General features: G+C 38.3%; 16 protein-coding genes and 1 rRNA gene. 14 read left to right on the top strand and 3 right to left on the bottom strand.

Annotated features, from left to right (window positions below; genetic code table 11):
• Positions 1-33: 33 nt before the first annotated feature.
• The 4 genes from mutS (at position 34) to SM124_RS16855 (ending at position 5,742) form a co-directional block, all read left to right on the top strand.
• Positions 34-2,667 (top strand): DNA mismatch repair protein MutS, encoded by a 2,634-nt coding sequence (gene mutS / locus SM124_RS16870; RefSeq protein WP_322447691.1) that lies wholly within the window; start codon positions 34-36, stop codon positions 2,665-2,667.
• Between the two features lie 196 nt (positions 2,668-2,863).
• Positions 2,864-4,753, top strand: coding sequence for a DNA mismatch repair endonuclease MutL (mutL, locus tag SM124_RS16865; protein ID WP_322447690.1), 1,890 nt, complete (start codon positions 2,864-2,866; stop codon positions 4,751-4,753).
• 175 nt (positions 4,754-4,928) lie between these two features.
• Complete coding sequence (locus SM124_RS16860) at positions 4,929-5,372, top strand: hypothetical protein (protein WP_322447689.1); 444 nt, start codon at positions 4,929-4,931, stop codon at positions 5,370-5,372.
• Positions 5,373-5,463: 91 nt separating this feature from the next.
• Entirely contained in the window at positions 5,464-5,742 is a 279-nt protein-coding gene (locus tag SM124_RS16855) for a hypothetical protein (protein WP_322447688.1), read from the top strand.
• A 118-nt stretch (positions 5,743-5,860) separates the two neighbouring features.
• On the opposite strand, the gene SM124_RS16850 is transcribed toward SM124_RS16855, so the two are convergent.
• Positions 5,861-6,778: a class I SAM-dependent methyltransferase gene (locus tag SM124_RS16850; RefSeq protein WP_322447687.1), complete on the bottom strand. Its 918-nt coding sequence runs from the start codon at positions 6,776-6,778 to the stop codon at positions 5,861-5,863.
• Positions 6,779-7,066: 288 nt separating this feature from the next.
• Between SM124_RS16850 and SM124_RS24120 the strand changes: the two genes are divergently transcribed.
• The gene (locus tag SM124_RS24120) at positions 7,067-7,609 is read left to right on the top strand and encodes a hypothetical protein (protein ID WP_407691419.1); all 543 of its coding nucleotides are present in this window, start codon (positions 7,067-7,069) and stop codon (positions 7,607-7,609) included.
• 40 nt (positions 7,610-7,649) lie between these two features.
• On the opposite strand, the gene mreBH is transcribed toward SM124_RS24120, so the two are convergent.
• Positions 7,650-8,657, bottom strand: coding sequence for a rod-share determining protein MreBH (mreBH, locus tag SM124_RS16840; RefSeq protein ID WP_322447686.1), 1,008 nt, complete (start codon positions 8,655-8,657; stop codon positions 7,650-7,652).
• Positions 8,658-9,230: 573 nt separating this feature from the next.
• Between mreBH and miaA the strand changes: the two genes are divergently transcribed.
• The 3 genes from miaA (at position 9,231) to spoVK (ending at position 11,828) form a co-directional block, all read left to right on the top strand.
• Positions 9,231-10,181, top strand: a complete 951-nt coding sequence (gene miaA / locus SM124_RS16835) for a tRNA (adenosine(37)-N6)-dimethylallyltransferase MiaA (RefSeq protein WP_322447685.1) — start codon at positions 9,231-9,233, stop codon at positions 10,179-10,181.
• Between the two features lie 168 nt (positions 10,182-10,349).
• Complete coding sequence (gene hfq / locus SM124_RS16830) at positions 10,350-10,583, top strand: RNA chaperone Hfq (protein ID WP_322447684.1); 234 nt, start codon at positions 10,350-10,352, stop codon at positions 10,581-10,583.
• Positions 10,584-10,877: 294 nt separating this feature from the next.
• Positions 10,878-11,828: a stage V sporulation protein K gene (spoVK, locus tag SM124_RS16825; protein ID WP_322447683.1), complete on the top strand. Its 951-nt coding sequence runs from the start codon at positions 10,878-10,880 to the stop codon at positions 11,826-11,828.
• Between the two features lie 35 nt (positions 11,829-11,863).
• On the opposite strand, the gene SM124_RS16820 is transcribed toward spoVK, so the two are convergent.
• Positions 11,864-12,472, bottom strand: a complete 609-nt coding sequence (locus SM124_RS16820; protein ID WP_322447682.1) for a trimeric intracellular cation channel family protein — start codon at positions 12,470-12,472, stop codon at positions 11,864-11,866.
• A gap of 231 nt (positions 12,473-12,703) precedes the next feature.
• On the opposite strand from SM124_RS16820, the gene hflX reads away from it, so the two are divergent.
• The 6 genes from hflX to SM124_RS16790 form a co-directional block, all read left to right on the top strand.
• Positions 12,704-13,957, top strand: coding sequence for a GTPase HflX (gene hflX / locus SM124_RS16815; RefSeq protein ID WP_322447681.1), 1,254 nt, complete (start codon positions 12,704-12,706; stop codon positions 13,955-13,957).
• Between the two features lie 13 nt (positions 13,958-13,970).
• A complete protein-coding gene (locus tag SM124_RS16810) occupies positions 13,971-15,242 on the top strand; it encodes a methionine gamma-lyase family protein (RefSeq protein WP_322447680.1) in 1,272 nt (423 codons plus the stop codon).
• 243 nt (positions 15,243-15,485) lie between these two features.
• Positions 15,486-15,890 carry a MerR family transcriptional regulator gene (locus SM124_RS16805; RefSeq protein ID WP_322447679.1) on the top strand — a complete coding sequence of 135 codons (405 nt, stop codon included), beginning with the start codon at positions 15,486-15,488 and terminating at the stop codon, positions 15,888-15,890.
• A gap of 121 nt (positions 15,891-16,011) precedes the next feature.
• Entirely contained in the window at positions 16,012-17,346 is a 1,335-nt protein-coding gene (gene glnA, locus SM124_RS16800; protein ID WP_322447678.1) for a type I glutamate--ammonia ligase, read from the top strand.
• Between the two features lie 367 nt (positions 17,347-17,713).
• Entirely contained in the window at positions 17,714-18,307 is a 594-nt protein-coding gene (locus tag SM124_RS16795; protein ID WP_322447677.1) for a cell wall hydrolase, read from the top strand.
• Between the two features lie 373 nt (positions 18,308-18,680).
• A 16S ribosomal RNA gene (locus SM124_RS16790) occupies positions 18,681-18,782 on the top strand; the annotation flags it as partial.

The following is an 18,782-nucleotide window of genomic DNA, read 5'->3' as shown; positions in this document are numbered from 1 at the left end:
TGTCGAAGATTGAATGAATTTCTGGAGGATATTATGGCCACATATACGCCAATGATACAACAATACTTACGTGTAAAGGCAGATTATCAAGATGCCTTTTTATTTTTTCGATTAGGTGATTTTTATGAAATGTTCTTTGAGGATGCCATTCGAGCATCTCAACTTTTAGAGATAACTTTAACAAGCAGAGAAGGTGGAGGAGAAGAGCGCATTCCGATGTGTGGAGTTCCTTACCATTCCGCTCCCAATTATATAGAACAATTAGTAGAAAAAGGTTACAAAGTAGCTATTTGTGAGCAAACAGAAGACCCGAAGCAAGCGAAAGGCGTAGTCAGACGAGAGGTTGTTCAATTGATTACTCCAGGGACGATGATGGAGGGTCGCGGACTAAGTGAAAAAGAAAATAACTATATTGCCTCCATCACGATGTTTGATGAGAGAAACTATGGCTTTGCGTACAATGATTTATCAACGGGTGAAAGCAAGGTTACTCTATTAAGCGGTGGATTTGATGAGGTTCTAAATGAACTAGCGATTTCTGGTTCAAAGGAAGTGGTCATCCAGTCTACTCTTCATAAAGAGCTTCAGAAGAAAATAAAAGACCGTACGAATGCCACTCTCTCTTTTGAAGATGACGAATCGATGAAAGATTCATATCGTCATTTATTGGCGGAACTAAATCAGGATCGTCTAAAAACTACGGTTACTAGATTGGTTAATTATTTATATCGAACACAAAAGAGAAATTTAGACCATCTCCAGCCCGTTTCAACGTATGTGATTAATCAGTTCATGAAAATTGATTATTTTTCAAAACGTAATTTAGAACTAACGGAAACAATTCGTTCCAAAGGGAAAAAAGGATCGTTATTGTGGTTATTAGATGAAACGAAAACGGCTATGGGTGGACGTTTACTAAAACAATGGATTGACCGCCCTCTTATTCAAAAAGAGGAAATTGAAAGACGTCATTCGCTTGTCGAAACGCTCATTCATCACTTTTTTGAGAGAGAAGAGCTTCGTGAAAAGTTAAAAGAAGTGTATGATCTAGAACGACTAGCCGGTCGAGTGGCGTTTGGAAATGTGAATGCACGTGACCTTCTGCAGCTAAAAAGGTCGTTATATCAAATTCCTATTTTAAAAGAAATGATTGGTTCCTTACCGAACGATGAGGCAAAAGATTTATCCGACCGCTTGGAACCATGTGAGGACTTAACAGATTTACTAGAAAGAGCGATTAAAGAAAATCCTCCTTTATCGGTTAAAGAGGGGAATATCATAAACGATGGTTATAACGAGGAGTTAGACCGTTACCGAGATGCCAGCCGAAACGGTAAAACGTGGATTGCTCAGTTGGAACGACAAGAGCGTGATAAAACTGGAATCAAGTCATTGAAAATAGGCTATAACCGCATTTTTGGTTACTATATCGAAGTAACGAGGGCTAACCTTCACCTTTTAACAGAAGGACAATATGAGCGAAAGCAAACATTGGCCAATGCGGAACGTTTTATTACTCCTGAGCTAAAGGAGAAGGAAACATTAATTCTGCAAGCGGAAGAGAAAAGCGTAGAGCTTGAATATAGCCTTTTTACCGAAATTCGTGAAGTCGTAAAAGAGTATATTCCTAGATTACAAGCTTTGGCGAAAACGGTGAGTGCACTCGATGTGCTGCAGTGCTTTGCAACGATTAGTGAAACGAGACATTATGTAAAGCCACAGTTCTCTAGCGATAGAAAAATTGTGGTGAAAGATGGTCGTCATCCGGTTGTTGAAAAAGTAATGAACGCACAGGAGTATGTTCCGAATGACTGTTATATGGACCGTGAGAGGGAAGTCCTATTAATTACGGGTCCAAATATGTCGGGTAAAAGTACGTATATGAGACAAATTGCACTTACAGCCATCTTAGCTCAGATTGGTTGTTATGTTCCCGCTGGAGAGGCCGTTTTGCCGATTTTCGATCAAGTGTTTACTAGAATCGGGGCAGCGGATGATCTTATTTCGGGACAAAGTACGTTTATGGTTGAAATGCTAGAAGCTAACAATGCCATTGCCCATGCGACACAGGATAGCTTAATCCTTTTCGACGAAATCGGGAGAGGGACGTCGACCTATGATGGAATGGCTCTTGCTCAAGCAATCATTGAATATATTCATGACCGAATTGGAGCGAAAACGTTATTCTCTACACACTATCATGAATTAACCGTGTTAGAGGAAGAACTGGATAAAGTTAAAAACATTCATGTTAGTGCCATCGAACAAAATGGGAAAGTGGTATTTCTTCATAAAATTAAAGAAGGGGCAGCGGATAAAAGCTATGGTATTCATGTAGCGCAGTTAGCCGAACTACCTGCTGATCTAATTCGTCGTGCAAATGAGCTTTTACATGCATTCGAACAAAAAGAAGAAGCAATTGTGCCACCAGTTTCTCACATAAAAGAAACCAGACCTGAACCAGTGGTAGTACCAGCCCCAGTTGAAACCATAAATGATGCTCAACTATCATTTTTCGATGAAGCGCCTGTGAGAAAGTCAGAGCCAGCTCTCGATTCAAAGGATAAAAAAGTGATTAACAAATTAAAAGAATTAGATATTCTAGAAATGACGCCAATGCAAGCATTGAATATGCTTTATGATTTGCATAAAAAGGTTAAGGGGTAATATAGAACCATCTGGATTTTTAAGCCGTGTTGATTGGAGCGGAGGGTGCTTGACTCCTGCGGGAGCAGCGGTGCAGGGGAGACCCCACAGGTGCCCTAGCACCGAGGAGGCTCCCCGACCGCCCCGCGGAAAGCAAGCACCCGGAGCGGAAATCAACACTCAAACTTAATAGAGCCCAAAGGAGGTGTACTGTCAGGTGGGAAAAATTATTCAACTAGATGACGACCTATCCAATAAAATTGCCGCCGGAGAAGTGGTGGAGAGACCAGCATCGGTGGTGAAAGAACTAGTCGAAAATGCCATTGATGCAGCTAGTACCATTATTGAAATCGAGATTGAGGAAGCGGGACTATCCAAAATCAGAATTATCGATAATGGGGATGGAATTGAAGAAGAAGATGTTTTAATGGCTTTTCAACGACATGCAACGAGTAAAATTAAAGACGATAAGGACCTTTTCCGTATCAGAACTCTTGGATTCCGCGGTGAGGCACTTCCGAGTATTGCATCCGTATCTCGTCTAGAAATGAAAACATCGACAGGTGATGCGGGAACGAGAGTCGTTATTGCCGGTGGAAAAGTAGAGATATTCGAGAAAGCTTCCAGTCGAAAAGGGACAGACCTTACGATTTCTGACTTATTTTATAACACTCCTGCTCGCTTGAAATATTTAAAAACGGTACACACCGAGCTTGGAAATATAACGGATGTCGTGAACCGACTCGCTTTGTCACATCCGGAGATTTCGTTTCGTTTAGTTCATAATGATCGAAAGCTCCTTCATACAACAGGGAATGGCGACGTAAGACAAGTTCTAGCGGCCATTTATGGAATGAATATTGTTAAAAATATGATTCCGATTGAAGAAAAAACGCTCGACTTCACTTTAAAAGGTTGGGTGTCCCTTCCGGAAATTACTCGAGCATCAAGAAACTATATTTCTACGATGATTAATGGCAGGTTCATAAAAAACTATTCACTAGCTAAAGCAATTTCTGAAGGTTTTCATACACTACTACCTATTGGTCGCTATCCGATTGTATTGTTAAATATAGAAATGGATCCAATCCTAGTAGATGTAAACGTTCATCCCTCTAAAATGGAGGTTCGTTTAAGTAAGGAAAGTGAGTTGTTTGAACTCATCTCCGGGAGTATAAAAGCGGCTTTTAAAACGAAGCAACTAATTCCTTCTGGTGTGATTCCGAAAAAAGAGCGTCCAGTGATCGAGCAGACCTCGATGGAGCTTGATCATATCGCTCCACCTGTTAGTAGAGTCGAGTATCCTCCATTACAAACGATGGTCAAAGAGGAATACCCTCTTCTTCTTTCACAGGAACAGCATGAAACGATTCATCCTAGCGTAGAGTATGAGAGTTCTCCAGATTTTGAGATAGAAGAAACATATGGCCTATTGAATAGGGGAACAATCCCCCCTCCAGTTCAAGAAGTTCCTAGTTTGGAAGAGCCAACGGATGCTGCAATCGAATTAGAGGAAGAAGAGTCTCGAGTACCCCCTCTCTATCCAATTGGTCAAATGCACGGAACGTATATTTTTGCTCAGAACGATAAAGGGCTATATATCATCGACCAGCACGCCGCACAAGAACGGATTAAGTATGAATACTATAAGGAAAAAGTGGGTCAAGTGGAAAGTGAACTACAGGAATTGCTTGTACCGCTCACAATCGAATATTCAACAGATGAATGTCTGAAAATAAATGAGTACAAACATGAGTTAGAAAAAGTGGGTGTGTTTTTAGAGACCTTTGGTCACAATAGCTATATTATAAGGTCTCATCCTCAGTGGTTTCCAAAAGGGGAAGAACAGCAAATGATTGAGGATATGATTGAACAGCTTCTTTTAATGAGAAAAGTAGATATTAAGAAGCTTAGAGAAGAAGCGGCTATTATGATGAGCTGTAAAGCTTCAATCAAGGCAAATCAATTTTTACGAAATGATGAGATTCAAGCATTACTAGATGAATTAAGAAGAACAACTGATCCATTTACTTGTCCACATGGAAGGCCGATTATCATTCATTATTCTGCCTATGAAATGGAGAAAATGTTTAAGCGAGTGATGTAAGAAAGGCATTTATATTTCAAGGGTCCGGGAAATGTTTCTCGGATCTTTTTTTACCTAATTCGCTAGGGAAATCATACAAAATTATGAAAAATGTAACTTTTAGAGTAACTAAGTCCGTTTTTATACGTCTATTATATATAAGAAATACATTACCTGAGGATGGGAGGGTGCATACGTGTTTGTTTTTTCATTATTAACTGCTATTATTCCAGTTGTAATCGTTATTTTTGTCATTGCTTATGTTGCGAAGAATAAAGAGGGGGAAGAAAACGTGATTCGTCATTTATATACGTATTTAGTGCTATTTGCTACGCTTATGATGGTTATTGGTGGTGGTGTTTCTATATTCATGGGAGCAGCTGATTTAGTCAGCCCGCCTGGATATTACCAAACGTATACTGATTTTAAAACAATGAAACAGCATGAAAAAGTAGAGGGTCAAAAAGAGACTGTTAGCGAAGAAGAATTAAGAGCCGAGTATGAGCAAGTGATTGAAGATGAAAAAAAGAGACAACAAATCAATGCTAAAAATCAAATTATCAAAAGCCTTGGTTTTATCGTCATTCCACTGCCAATCTTCCTTTATTTCAATCGAATGAGAAAAAGAAATATAGAGTAGGAATGTGCGCTTGTTTACATGATACATGCCTTCCCAGAATGGAGTAACTTTTCATAAGCTATAGCAAGCTCATGAAGGGAGGACTAGAGGAATGAAACTTGATTATCAACAAGCTTTACAGTACAAGGGGAAAGTGATTCAATTTCGCAATGAACAAGGTCGTATGGTTACTGGAAAAGTGGTAAATGTCGACGAAGAAGGAATTGAAATCAAAGAATTAAACACACCTGTTGACTATAATGGACACGGCTATTGGTTCTTTGGACCAAGAAGAGGTTTTTATGGTAGACCCGGTTACAGACCAGGATTCAGAAGATATCCTTATGCAGGAGTTGTTGGATTAACTATCCTACCATTTTTGTTCATTTAGTTTCTAATCGTCCAATAGCTTGGTGAAAGACAGCATCTATAATGAGGGGTGCTGTTTTTTCTATTTTTTGATAAAACCAGACTCCTAATCAAAGTAGAGTCTGGTTTTAATCTAAAATCTATTTTTTTACCGCATGAAAGTAATGAATGGTTTCGAATGCAGATAAATAGTCTGTTCGGTTAAGGAAAAATTTATTATGAATTCCATCAGGGGATAAATGTTCATAAATTAGTAGACTAGATTCTTCTAACATTTTTTCCATTTCGTCATAGGTAAAACAAGATTTCATTGATTCCCCACTTGCTGCAGCCATTTGAACCATATTTTGAACACGATTAGAGGTGCCTTTTTCTTCAAAAAGTCTCTCGTCTGCATAATCAAATACAATGGAGCTTCCAGATGGTAATTTGGTAAATAGTTCGTTGATTAATTGAGCGATTTCTTCTTTTGTTAAATAATAAGTAACACCTAGCAGACTAATGAAGGTCTTTTTGTTAGGGTCAAAACCTTGTAAGATGAGATTTTGAAGTGAAAAACCTTTCGTAAAATCCATTGGTACAAAATGTAGATGCTCTGGAATTGGATAATTTACGTTTGCTAACCTTATCTTTTTAAAGTCTTGTGTGGCTGGATGATCTACTTCAAATATTTCTAGCTTGTCACTTAACTCAGGGTGTCGGAAGCAAAAGGTATCTAATCCGGCTCCTAGAATAACATATTGTTTCACACCTAGTAATATTTCGTGAAGTAACACACTTTCAGAGTAGGCTGCACGTGCTAAAGGAGTGGGAGATAGCTGAACTTGTGTGACCCATTTTAAAATTTCATCTGGGTTATCTTGAAATTTTGCGGCGATTTCCTGATTATAGAATGAAATTCCATTAATCATATTCTTGCTAATCCCAGCAAATTCTTCTTCCGTAATTAATTCTGCAGATATAAAATCATCAAAAATTTTTGGTTCATCAAATTTACTATGATATGCACGACCAAATGCTGAAATTAAGGAAGTTAAGCTTGATTCATTTTTCTTCATTCAAAGTCCTCCGGATATAAAAAAATGAGATTCCCCTGGCCAGGAGAATCTCATTATACACGGAATGATAATATTGGTAAATTATAGCATAAATAATTTTTTTTGTCAAATTTAATGTCTTTTTATTAATCAGTTACTTAAATCAATAAGCACATATGACACATGCCCATTTAGCTCGTACTAACCTTCCCATTCAATTATAGGTACATATACTAAGGATGTAATAGTGTATGAATTTCCGGGGGTTTATAAATACGTCGTTATAAAATAGAAGGAGAGTGCCTGTTGATGAATCTATATACAAATGGAATTCAAGAGAAAAATAGACAGTTTGGATTTGGTTCGGGTTTTCCGAGTTCTGGATATGATGTGGATCTTACAGAATACGACCCAGGGTTTGGCTCTGGATTTCCGGGAAGCGGCTACGGTGGAGGCTATCCAGGTGCCGGTTTTGGAGGCGATTTTCCAGGAGGAGGATACGGCGGGGGCTACCCAGGTACCGGTTTTGGAGGAGGATACGGCGGGGGCTACCCAGGTACCGGTTTTGGAGGAGGATATGGAGGAGGCTACCCAGGGGCTGGCTTTGGAGGCTTTCCAGGGGCAGGTTTTGGCGGTGGCTTTCCGGGCACAGGATATGGAGGAGGCTATCCGGGAGTAGGCTTTGGCGGAGGAATTCCACCAAGACCTGGCTTCGGCTTCGGTTACCCAGGTTATGGACTTGGAGGATTGAGTCCTTTAGGCACAGGATTATTAGGCTTTGGAGCAGGGTTACTAGGGGGAGCACTCCTTAATGATGGACCTGGCCCGAATAGAGGATACTATCATTGGTAAACAACAAAAGCACCCTCTAATAGTTGGGTGCTTTACCAATTTATTTTACAACAGTTTGCAGGCGTCCTATAAACTTAAGTGCTTGACCAGTTCCAATCGCTACTGATTCTAATGGGCTTGGTGCTAAATGTACTGGAACGAATATTTCTTGACTAATCCATTCTTCCATTCCATTTAATAAGGCACCGCCACCTGTTAAAATTACCCCACGGTCAACGATATCTCCACTTAGTTCAGCAGGGCTGTCTTCTAGAGTTGCTCGAATAGCCTCTAATACATGCAATAAAGATTCTTTAATTGCATCACGAATTTCGAAGGATGATAAAGTAATCGTTTTTGGCAAGCCTGTCATTAAGTCTCGACCTCTTACCTCCATCGTCAGTTTTTCATGATCAACTAAAGCGTAGCCGATTTCCATTTTTATATTTTCGGCTGTTCTTTCTCCAACAAGTACATTATATTCTTTTCGGATATATTGAATAATGTCTTCATCCAGACGGTCGCCGCCAATTCGAATCGAATGACAAGCAACAACCCCGCCGAATGAAATAATCGCTACTTCGGTTGAACCGCCACCAATGTCTACAATCACGTTAGCTACCGGCTCATCTACTGGTAACCCTGCTCCTAGTGCGGCTGCAACAGGCTCTTCAATTAAATGGACTTTCTTTGCCCCAGCGTTTCTTACAGCATCATGAATCGCTCTTCTATCCACACTTGTCGATCCAGATGGAGTACAAACAACGACATTAGGTTTTCGAATTGCCATCCCGTTCTTCTTTGCTGCTTTTCTTAAAATATGCTTTAACATTTCTGTCGTTACATCGTAATCCGCAATTACGCCGTCTTTTAACGGTCTAATCGCTACAATGCTGCCGGGCGTTTTTCCAATCATCTCTTTTGCTTCGTGCCCGACCGCTAATACTTTTTTTGTAATAGTATCTATAGCAACAACAGAAGGTTCATTTAAAGTAATTCCTTTATTTTTATTGTAAACCAATATATTAGCTGTACCTAAATCTATACCAATCTCAGAACTCGTTAACATGCCATTCCCACCATTCGAATAATATTTCACTTTAAATTTTTCTAATACCTTAACACGAATATGGGGGTATTTTGACGAATGTTATCGAACGGTAATTAATTTGTAATCTAACAAGAAAACTTTGGTATGAATGTTAAGAGTGAGATATATTGGCTCTTCGAAGTTCGAGTGTTGATTTCCGCTCCTGGTGCTTGCTTTCCGCGGGGCGGTCGGGGAGCCTCCTCGGTGCTAGCACCTGCGGGGTCTCCCCTGCACCGCTGCTCCCGCAGGAGTCAAGCACCATCCGCTCCAATCAACACAGCTAAGTAATCTAAATGGCTCCCTACATACCCAATTTTATAGAGGTAACCCACTTACATTAAATAAAACAAACACCTAATTGAATAAAGTGAAATAAAATTGGGCATCATATATAGATGTTCAACTGCTTTATAGATTTATGTTACGATATTAAAACAGAAGGCTAGTTCTTGATGATGGAGGGAAAATCACTCCGATTTTAAAAATTAGCTAATACATATGTATGATTTCTGGATTAAAATTCAGTAGTCTAGTAAAGGCAGTGTGGAAAAATTGAGTAACAAAGAGAAATTAGTCGTACTGATTGGACCAACGGCGGTTGGGAAAACAAAAATGAGTATTGAACTAGCTAAAAAATACAATGCTGAAATCATCAGTGGGGACTCGATGCAAATATACAAAGGTATGGACATCGGGACGGCAAAAATTAAACCACAGGAAACGGAAGGGATCCCTCACCATTTAATCGATATAAAAAATCCTGAAGAATCCTTTTCGGTCGCCGAGTTCCAACAATTAGTCCGAGAAAAAATCACAGATATCACGAACAGAGGCAAGCTTCCGATGATCGTTGGTGGAACGGGCTTGTATATACAATCCGTTATATATGACTATCAGTTTTCGGATGCTCCTTCAGATGAACATTTCCGTAGAGAATTAGAGATTCAAGCTGATTTGGAAGGAAATGAAGTGGTTTTTGAACAGCTGAAAAAGGTGGACCCAGAGAGCGCGGAGAAATTACATCCGAACAATGTGAGACGTGTCATACGTGCATTGGAGATTTTTCATTGCACAGGTAAAACGATGACTGAGTACCAGAAGGAACAAAGTCCAGAACTGATTTATGATACGGCTGTAATAGGATTAACCATGGACCGGGAACAATTGTACAACAGGATTAATGGTAGAGTGAATCTTATGATTAAGGAGGGGTTACTAGAAGAAGTAGAACAGTTGTTTCAAGCTGGGCTTAAAGACTGTCAATCTATCCAGGCGATAGGATATAAAGAGTTGTATGACTATTTTTACGAGAGAATTAGTTTGGATGATGCAGTTGAGAATTTAAAACAAAACTCCCGTCGTTATGCTAAAAGGCAGTTAACTTGGTTTAGAAATAAAATGGAAGTCAAGTGGTTTGATATGACGGAAGTGGATTTTGAGAAAAAAATTAACGAAATTTCCATGTATATTGAAGGAAAGCTCGAAATAAAATCGAATACATAGTATTAGTATTTTACAAAGTTGCTTTTGTCGTTGATAATCGTTCATAATAAAGAAGGAAGAGTACTTTTATCACAAACATCTCTATTTCTAAAATGGACTAGAGGCTGTTTACGAAAAAGCAATAATCATGGGAGAATCATTTTTAGAGATAAAAGAGGAGGATCTACTATGAAACAATCCATTAATATCCAAGACCAATTTTTAAATCAACTCCGTAAAGACGGAACAGGTGTAACCGTATTTTTGTTAAACGGTTTCCAACTTAGAGGACAAATTAAAGGCTTTGACAACTTTACGGTTCTATTCGAATCGGAAGGGAAGCAACAGCTTGTATATAAACATGCTATTTCTACTTTTGCCCCGCAACGTAATGTTCAAATTGATATGGAAGCACAACAATAAATTTACATGCACTTAGGCCCCTTCTATAAAGAAGCGGGCTTTTTTAGTGGGATTAGAAAAATAACATTCAACATTCCTCGAAAAAAATAAAATAAAAAGTACCTACTGAAAATGGACTTAGCTGAATACATATAGAATAAATGCCTATTTCTCGGGAAACCGCATAAACCGACAAATGATGAATAATTCTCTATTAATGAAAGTGCTTGAATAGATCTGATTACAAGCAACTAGGCTTTTGTCACAAGCAATACAACTAGAGCGTATACTGTTTATAAATGTGAGGTGAAAGCTTTGGACCAACCCATTCGTATGAAAAATAATGGACAAATTAGCATCGTACTAAACTCACAAAAGAGAAAGCCTTTACCAAGGGAACTTCCAGAGACTCATGTGGCTCCAAAGGTCATTCCTCCAGAGCATGCAGCTTTAAAGGAGATTGAAAACGAGCTTGGTGCCCTTGTTGGAATGGATGAAATGAAAAAAATGATAAAAGAAATTTATGCTTGGATATATGTGAATAAAAAACGAGAAGAAGCTGGACTGAAAGCGGGAAAACAGGCTCTTCATATGATGTTTAAAGGAAACCCAGGAACAGGTAAAACAACCGTGGCTCGATTGATTGGAAAGCTATTTCAAAAAATGAATGTGCTTTCAAAGGGGCATCTCATTGAGGCTGAGCGGGCTGATTTAGTAGGAGAGTATATTGGTCACACGGCTCAAAAAACGCGGGATTTAATTAAAAAGGCCATTGGAGGAATTCTTTTTGTAGATGAAGCCTATTCCTTAGGAAGAGGGGGAGAAAAGGATTTCGGAAAAGAAGCAATCGACACGATGGTTAAACATATGGAAGACAAACAGCATGATTTCATTTTAATCCTCGCTGGATATTCGAGAGAAATGGATCAGTTTTTAACTCTTAACCCAGGGCTTCATTCTAGATTTCCACTCGTAATTGATTTCCCGGATTATACAACCGATCAGTTAATGGAAATTGGAAAACGAATGCTCAAAGAAAAAGAGTATGTTCTCAGTCATGAGGCAGAGAAGAAATTACGTGAGCATTTGATTTGGTACAAATCTACGGTGGCACAATCGAGTTTCTCGAACGGAAGATATATCCGAAATGTAATCGAAAAATCAATCCGTTCTCAAGCGATGCGATTGCTCATGCAAAATAATTATGATCGACATGATTTATTGACGTTAAGAAGTAATGATTTAATGTTTGAAGAAGATATGTAAAAAAGAAGACTCAGGGTCGGTACTGAGTCTTCTTCTTATGAATGAGCGGATAATCTCTTTATAGGGAGTTTCCAGTTATAGGTATATGATAGAACTCGTAGTGCGGTAACTGACACAAACAGTGTGTAGAGCTCTGTTGGTGTATTCGCTATTTTCAAACCAATGGCAAATCCGCAGATAATCGCCCAAAGAGCATAGATTTCTGCCTTTAATACTAAAGGCTTTCTACCGGCTAGTAAATCTCTGATGATTCCTCCTCCGCTACCAGTCAGAACGGCAGCAACGATGACCGCGCTTAATGGATGGTTCATATTCGATGCATAAATGGCACCTTGAATAGCAAAAGCAGCAAGACCGATCGCATCAAAGAAATTACCCCATTTTTGCCAATGTTTTAGTAGGTTATTAGGAAATAAAAAGATGGCTGTAATCGATAATAAGGCAATTTGAAAAAAGATTCCTTGTTCCCATAAAGCAGATACTGGAACTCCAATGAGTAAATTACGAATCGCTCCACCGCCAAAAGCGGTTACAATTCCAAGGATATAGACTCCTAAAATATCATATTCTTCTTCCATGGCAATCACCGCTCCACTGATAGCAAAAGCGACGGTACCAATCATACTTAATACATCCCAAGTCATTCTCGTGTTTCTCCTCTAAGTTGTTTTCTCTATAATGGTAATAATCAGAACAAACCTATATGATTTTATCATGCATATAAAGAAATTCAAGACTTTTTCTCTCTAAAACTAAAGTATTCAAGCTATACGTTGTACGATACTTCATAAATCAAATTAGGATTATTGATATATTTTTGATATGATTTTAAAAAATGGTCAATTCTACATTTAAATAGAAAGTAGGAGTCTCATTTGGAACAAAAGGAATTTGAAAAAGTCATTTTAGTTGGATGTCAGACGGTAGAGGATGACCTCCATTATGAATATTCATTAGAAGAATTAGAATCTTTAACGGAAACGGCCAAAGGGAAAGTGTTAGCAACTCTTACACAAAAAAGGGATAGAGCCCATCCGGCCACATACATAGGAAAAGGGAAAGTAGAGGAGTTACAAGCGCTTGAAGAACAATTAGAAGCGGATTTAATTATCTTTAATGATGAGTTATCTCCGAGTCAGGTGAGGAATTTGTCTTCTTCGATCAGCGCCAGAATTATCGACCGTACGCAGTTAATTCTTGATATCTTTGCTCAAAGGGCACGATCAAAAGAGGGGAAACTTCAAGTTGAATTAGCCCAGCTTCAGTATTTATTACCTCGCTTAGGAGGTCAAGGTACACAGTTATCGAGACTAGGGGCGGGGATTGGTACGAGGGGACCAGGGGAAACGAAACTAGAGTCCGACCGCCGTCACATTAGAAGAAGAATTGATGATATTAAAACGCAGCTTTCTGTTGTGGTTCAGCATCGTGATCGATATAGAGAAAGACGTAAAAAGAATAAAACATTCCAAATTGCTCTCGTTGGTTACACGAATGCAGGGAAATCCACATTATTTAATCGTTTAACAGAAGCCGACTCTTATGAAGAAAACCAATTGTTTGCCACGCTTGATCCGATGACTAGAAAAATGATTTTACCGAGTGGTTTTGGCGCACTTATGACCGACACAGTAGGATTTATTCAAGATTTGCCGACTACTTTAATTGCAGCGTTCCGTTCAACGCTTGAAGAAGTAAGAGAAGCGGACTTGCTGCTTCATGTAGTCGATATGTCTAATGCGGATTATTTTCAACATGAACAAACGGTCCAAAAGCTGTTAGAGGACCTTGAAATCCAACAAATCCCACAGATTACCGTTTATAATAAAAGGGACAGTCAGCATCCTGATTTTGTTCCTACAGCAAAAACAGAAACGGTTTTAATAAGTGCTTTTGAAGAAGACGATCGATTGAAATTAAAGCAAAAGATTGAACAAACGGTGATTGGCCTAATGGAGCCGTATCAAGTGGAAGTCCCTTCAACAGAAGGAAAATTGCTATCACAATTAAAAAATGAAACGATTTTACGTGAGCTCTCTTTTCATGAAGAAAAACAAGTGTATACTTGTAAAGGGTACGCGTTAAAAGACCATCAAATTTATGGTCAGTTAAATAGATATACCGTTTAGATAGGAGAACAACATGTACGAACATTTAACTTTTGGGGATAAATTAAAACAGTTAGTGAATGAAGTAGAGGAACAAGTAGCGCCTTTACATAAAGAAATTGACCAAAGAGTGGAAAGAAATCAATTTAGAGTTCTAAGTAGCTTCCAACAAAACAGAGTGAGTGATTCTCATTTTATTCCAACTACGGGTTATGGATATGATGATATTGGACGTGACACTCTGGAAAAAATCTATGCAGAGGTATTTGGAGGGGAATTAGGTTTAGTTCGTCCGCAAATAATTTCTGGAACGCATGCGATTTCGATTGCTCTGTTTGGGGTTTTACGCCCAGGTGATGAACTACTATATATGACTGGGAAGCCTTACGATACGCTTGAAGAGATTGTTGGAATTAGAGGTACAGGTTCAGGGTCTTTAAAAGAGTTTGGTATTTCTTATAATACCGTTCCATTAACGGAAGAAGGGCAAATCGATTATAAGGCCGTTCAAGAGGCTATTAAACCGAATACAAAAATGATTGGTATTCAACGTTCAAAAGGGTATGCTAACCGACCTTCTTTTACAATAGAAGAAATAAGAGAAATGATTCAGTTTGTAAAGGAAATTAAACCGGATGTTGTTGTGTTTGTGGACAACTGCTACGGCGAGTTTGTTGAAGACTTAGAGCCTTGTCATGTAGGTGCGGATCTTATGGCCGGTTCTCTTATCAAAAATCCTGGTGGCGGGATTGCCAAAACAGGTGGATATATTGTAGGAAAGAAAGAGTATGTGGAGGCTTGTTCTTATCGAATGACTTCTCCTGGGATTGGGGCAGAAGCAGGGGCCTCCCTTTACAGTCTTCAGGAAATGTATCAAGGATTTTTCTTAGCACCACATGTGGTGGCGCAGGCTTTAAAAGGAGCTATTTTTACAGCTGCAATGTTAGAGAAATTAGGCATGAATACAAATCCGAGATGGGATGCAAATCGAACCGATTTAATTCAGTCTGTGCAATTTGATGACCGAGACAAAATGGTGGCCTTTTGCCAGGCGATTCAATTTGCTTCACCCGTTAACTCTCATGTGACCCCATATCCAGCTTATATGCCAGGCTATGAGGATGATGTTATTATGGCTGCAGGTACATTTATTCAAGGTGCAAGTATTGAATTAACAGCAGATGGTCCAACAAGACCTCCGTATGTGGCCTATGTTCAAGGTGGTCTAACATACTCACACGTGAAAATTGCGATTTGCATTGCTTTGAATAAGTTATTAGAAAAAGAATTAATTCACTTAAATTGAGTCAATCTATACAAGGATAGCTATATGATGAGCTGTTCTTGTATTTTTTTTGTAAAAATAAAGGTTTAATTAGGTGTTTTAAGGATAAATACATCAACAAAGCATGAAAGTATAATTCATTTTTTTCTATCAAAAAAAATTTATAAAAAACCATGTTAGAAAACCTTACATATCGTTGACAGAATATCTGACATTACATATAATAAAAAACAAGAAAGCGAAAATGAATGGAGGAGAGGTTGGATGACAGGGAGTGAAATTCGTCGTTCAATGCCATTGTTTCCGATTGGTATCGTAATGCAACTAACTGAACTTACAGCTCGTCAAATTCGCTATTATGAAGAACACCAATTGATTTCTCCAGCTAGAACAGAAGGAAACAGAAGGATGTTTTCTTTGAATGACATTGATAAGTTATTAGAAATAAAAGATTTGATTGACCAAGGGATCAACCTTGCTGGAATCAAAGAACTGTTTAATTTGAAACATCAACAACAACTAAATGAAGATTTAAAAGCAGCTGAAAAAGCAAAACGAAATTTAACAGATGAAGAACTAAGAAAAATCTTAAGATCAGAATTAATGCAAGCAGGGCGTTTTAATCGTTCATCATTGCGTCAAGGAGATATGTCCCGCTTTTTTCATTAATATAGCTTTTTTCGTAAACGATGTTGTTGCTAGTTTAGAAGAGTTTTTCTCTTGCGAAACACTTGGTACGAAAACTGTCTAAATATATTTTAATAAGCATATAACAGGAGGAGATTGTAAAATGGCTAAGTACACTAGAGAAGATATTAAACGATTGGCAGAGGAGCAAAACGTTAAATTTATTCGCCTTCAATTCACAGACATTTTAGGAACAATCAAAAACGTTGAGATTCCTATCAGTCAGCTTGAAAAAGCACTTGATAATAAAATGATGTTTGATGGTTCTTCTATCGAAGGTTTTGTACGTATTGAAGAGTCTGATATGTATCTTTTCCCTGATTTAAATACTTGGGTAGTATTCCCTTGGACAGCTGAAAAAGGAAAGGTAGCTCGTCTAATTTGTGATATCTACAATGCGGATGGTACACCGTTTGCTGGTGATCCACGTAATAACTTAAAACGCATTCTGAAAGAAATGGAAGACTTAGGATTCTCTGATTTCAACCTAGGGCCTGAGCCGGAGTTCTTCTTATTTAAGTTAGATGAAAAAGGGGAGCCTACATTAGAGTTAAATGACAATGGTGGATACTTTGACTTAGCTCCAACAGACTTAGGGGAAAACTGCCGTCGTGATATCGTTCTTGAGTTAGAAGAAATGGGCTTTGAAATTGAGGCTTCTCACCACGAAGTAGCTCCAGGACAACACGAAATCGATTTTAAATATGCAGATGCTTTAACTGCATGTGACCAAATTCAAACATTCAAACTAGTGGTTAAAACGATCGCTCGTAAACACGGTTTACACGCAACGTTCATGCCAAAACCACTATTTGGAGTAAATGGATCAGGAATGCACTGTAACGTTTCCTTATTTAAAGAAGGACAAAATGCATTCTATGATACAACAGGAAACCTTGAGCTAAGTAATACGGCTCGTCAATTTATCGCTGGTATCCTAAAGCATGCTCCAAACTTTACAGCGGTAACAAACCCAACGGTAAACTCTTATAAGCGTTTAGTTCCTGGTTATGAAGCACCTTGTTATGTTGCTTGGTCAGCTCAAAACCGTTCGCCGTTAATTCGTATCCCTGCTTCACGTGGAGTTAGTACTCGTGTAGAGGTGCGTAGTGTAGACCCTGCAGCTAATCCTTATTTAGCAATGGCAGTACTATTAAAAGCTGGTCTTGACGGAATTAAAAATAATGCAACTCCTCCAGCTCCAGTTGACCGTAACATCTATGTTATGAATAAAGAAGAGCGTTTAGCTGAAGGAATTGAAGATCTACCAGCTACATTAGCTCAAGCTCTAGATAAACTAAAAGCGGATGAGGTTATTATCTCTGCTTTAGGTGAACATATCTTCGAACACTTTGTTGAGGCGAAAGAAATTGAGTGGGATATGTTCCGTACGCAAGTTCATCCTTGGGAAAGAGAACAATATATGCAAATGTTCTAATAACCATCAACAAACCCCTTGCACAATTTGTGTTAAGGGGTTTGTTTGTAGTTGGAAGAATTAATGGAGAGAGTTTAATTTTATGGGAATGAGTATCGAGAGTGCAGATTTCGTGTCCGGCATTAAGGATGAATCTGCTGGATAAGTGTTGTAATAGTACTGTAACATCAGTAATATTAAGGTTTTTAGTAGATTTTATGCTTAGAATTCATGGTAATTTATAACTGCGAGGCTTCTGGGATTGTTGTTATATTGGTTGATTGTCTCAATGTACAACCTGATACCATATTTTAGAACATGTATTACAATATTACATCTGTTAACCTTCTAGTAAATTCATGTGTGAGTATATTAGGAGGTTATTTGGATGAAAAAAATTAAAAAACTATTAGTAGGTGTAACTCTATCTTTATCATTATTTAGCTTTAATGCGGAGACTGGTTCGGCTGCGTCATCTTATCAAGTAAAAGCAGGGGAAACGTATTGGACTGTAGCAAATAAATTTGGTGTATCAGTAAATAACTTAAAGAAGGTTAATAACAAAACTAGTGATTTATTGTTTGCTGGGGAAAGAATCGTGATTCCGAAATCTATCTCTAATGCGGATAAAGAACTTCTAGCACGCCTAGTGTCAGCTGAGGCTAAGGGTGAACCTTACGCTGGAAAAGTTGCAGTTGCAACGGTGGTCCTGAATAGAGTTGACAGCGAGGACTTCCCTAATTCAATTAAGGGAGTTATTTATGAAAATGTAAAAGGTCACTATGCCTTTGAACCAGTTCAAAATGGAACAATTAGTTTAGCGGCAGATGCAGACTCTAAAAAAGCTGTAGAAGAAGCGATTGCTTTTAGAGGACAAGGAAGAGGCTCTTTATATTTCTTTAATCCAAAAACAGCATCAAGTAAATGGGTGTTTTCGCGTGAAGTAACAGTGACGATTGGTAATCATAGATTTGCGAAATAAATTAGGGTGTTCTTTACAATGCACTTCAATTGTATGTTTCTAGTACAATTGTGGTGCATTTATTTTTAAGTTGATTAAAAGTTTACTTCTATAATATATATTGCTTTAATTGAATTCTTCTAAGTGGTAGATGGTTTTTATTACCACGGATAATTCGTTGACTCTTTATGTTTGGGGTGTTAAGATGTAAATCTGCTTCGGTGAACAACTTACTGAATTTAACGTTCAGAAAAAAGTTATTGACGAAGTGTTAAGCAAAATGTTATTATAGTTAAGCTGTCTTCGAGAGAAGATAGCAAAGATTGTTCTTTGAAAACTGAACAAATCATACGTCAACGTTTAATTTTATTTTTTAAGAGCTAAATCTTACTCTTTATTGGAGAGTTTGATCCTGGCTCAGGACGAACGCTGGCGGCGTGCCTAATACATGCAAGTCGAGCGAAGTTTTAAAAGCTTGCTTTTGAAACTTAGCGGC

This window comes from Robertmurraya mangrovi, from assembly GCF_034427655.1.
GTDB lineage: Bacteria > Bacillota > Bacilli > Bacillales > Cytobacillaceae > Robertmurraya_A > Robertmurraya_A mangrovi.
This window is presented reverse-complemented; position numbering and strand designations above follow the sequence as displayed.

Coding starts and splice junctions, on each gene's coding strand:
- mutS (WP_322447691.1), top strand. CDS start 34: ATGGCCACATATACGCCAATGATACAACAATACTTACGTGTAAAGGCA.
- SM124_RS16820 (WP_322447682.1), bottom strand. CDS start 12,472: ATGACTTGGGATGTATTAAGTATGATTGGTACCGTCGCTTTTGCTATC.
- SM124_RS16805 (WP_322447679.1), top strand. CDS start 15,486: ATGACAGGGAGTGAAATTCGTCGTTCAATGCCATTGTTTCCGATTGGT.
- SM124_RS16850 (WP_322447687.1), bottom strand. CDS start 6,778: ATGAAGAAAAATGAATCAAGCTTAACTTCCTTAATTTCAGCATTTGGT.
- SM124_RS16810 (WP_322447680.1), top strand. CDS start 13,971: ATGTACGAACATTTAACTTTTGGGGATAAATTAAAACAGTTAGTGAAT.
- mreBH (WP_322447686.1), bottom strand. CDS start 8,657: ATGTTAACGAGTTCTGAGATTGGTATAGATTTAGGTACAGCTAATATA.
- glnA (WP_322447678.1), top strand. CDS start 16,012: ATGGCTAAGTACACTAGAGAAGATATTAAACGATTGGCAGAGGAGCAA.
- SM124_RS24120 (WP_407691419.1), top strand. CDS start 7,067: ATGAATCTATATACAAATGGAATTCAAGAGAAAAATAGACAGTTTGGA.
- hfq (WP_322447684.1), top strand. CDS start 10,350: ATGAAACAATCCATTAATATCCAAGACCAATTTTTAAATCAACTCCGT.
- SM124_RS16795 (WP_322447677.1), top strand. CDS start 17,714: ATGAAAAAAATTAAAAAACTATTAGTAGGTGTAACTCTATCTTTATCA.
- SM124_RS16855 (WP_322447688.1), top strand. CDS start 5,464: ATGAAACTTGATTATCAACAAGCTTTACAGTACAAGGGGAAAGTGATT.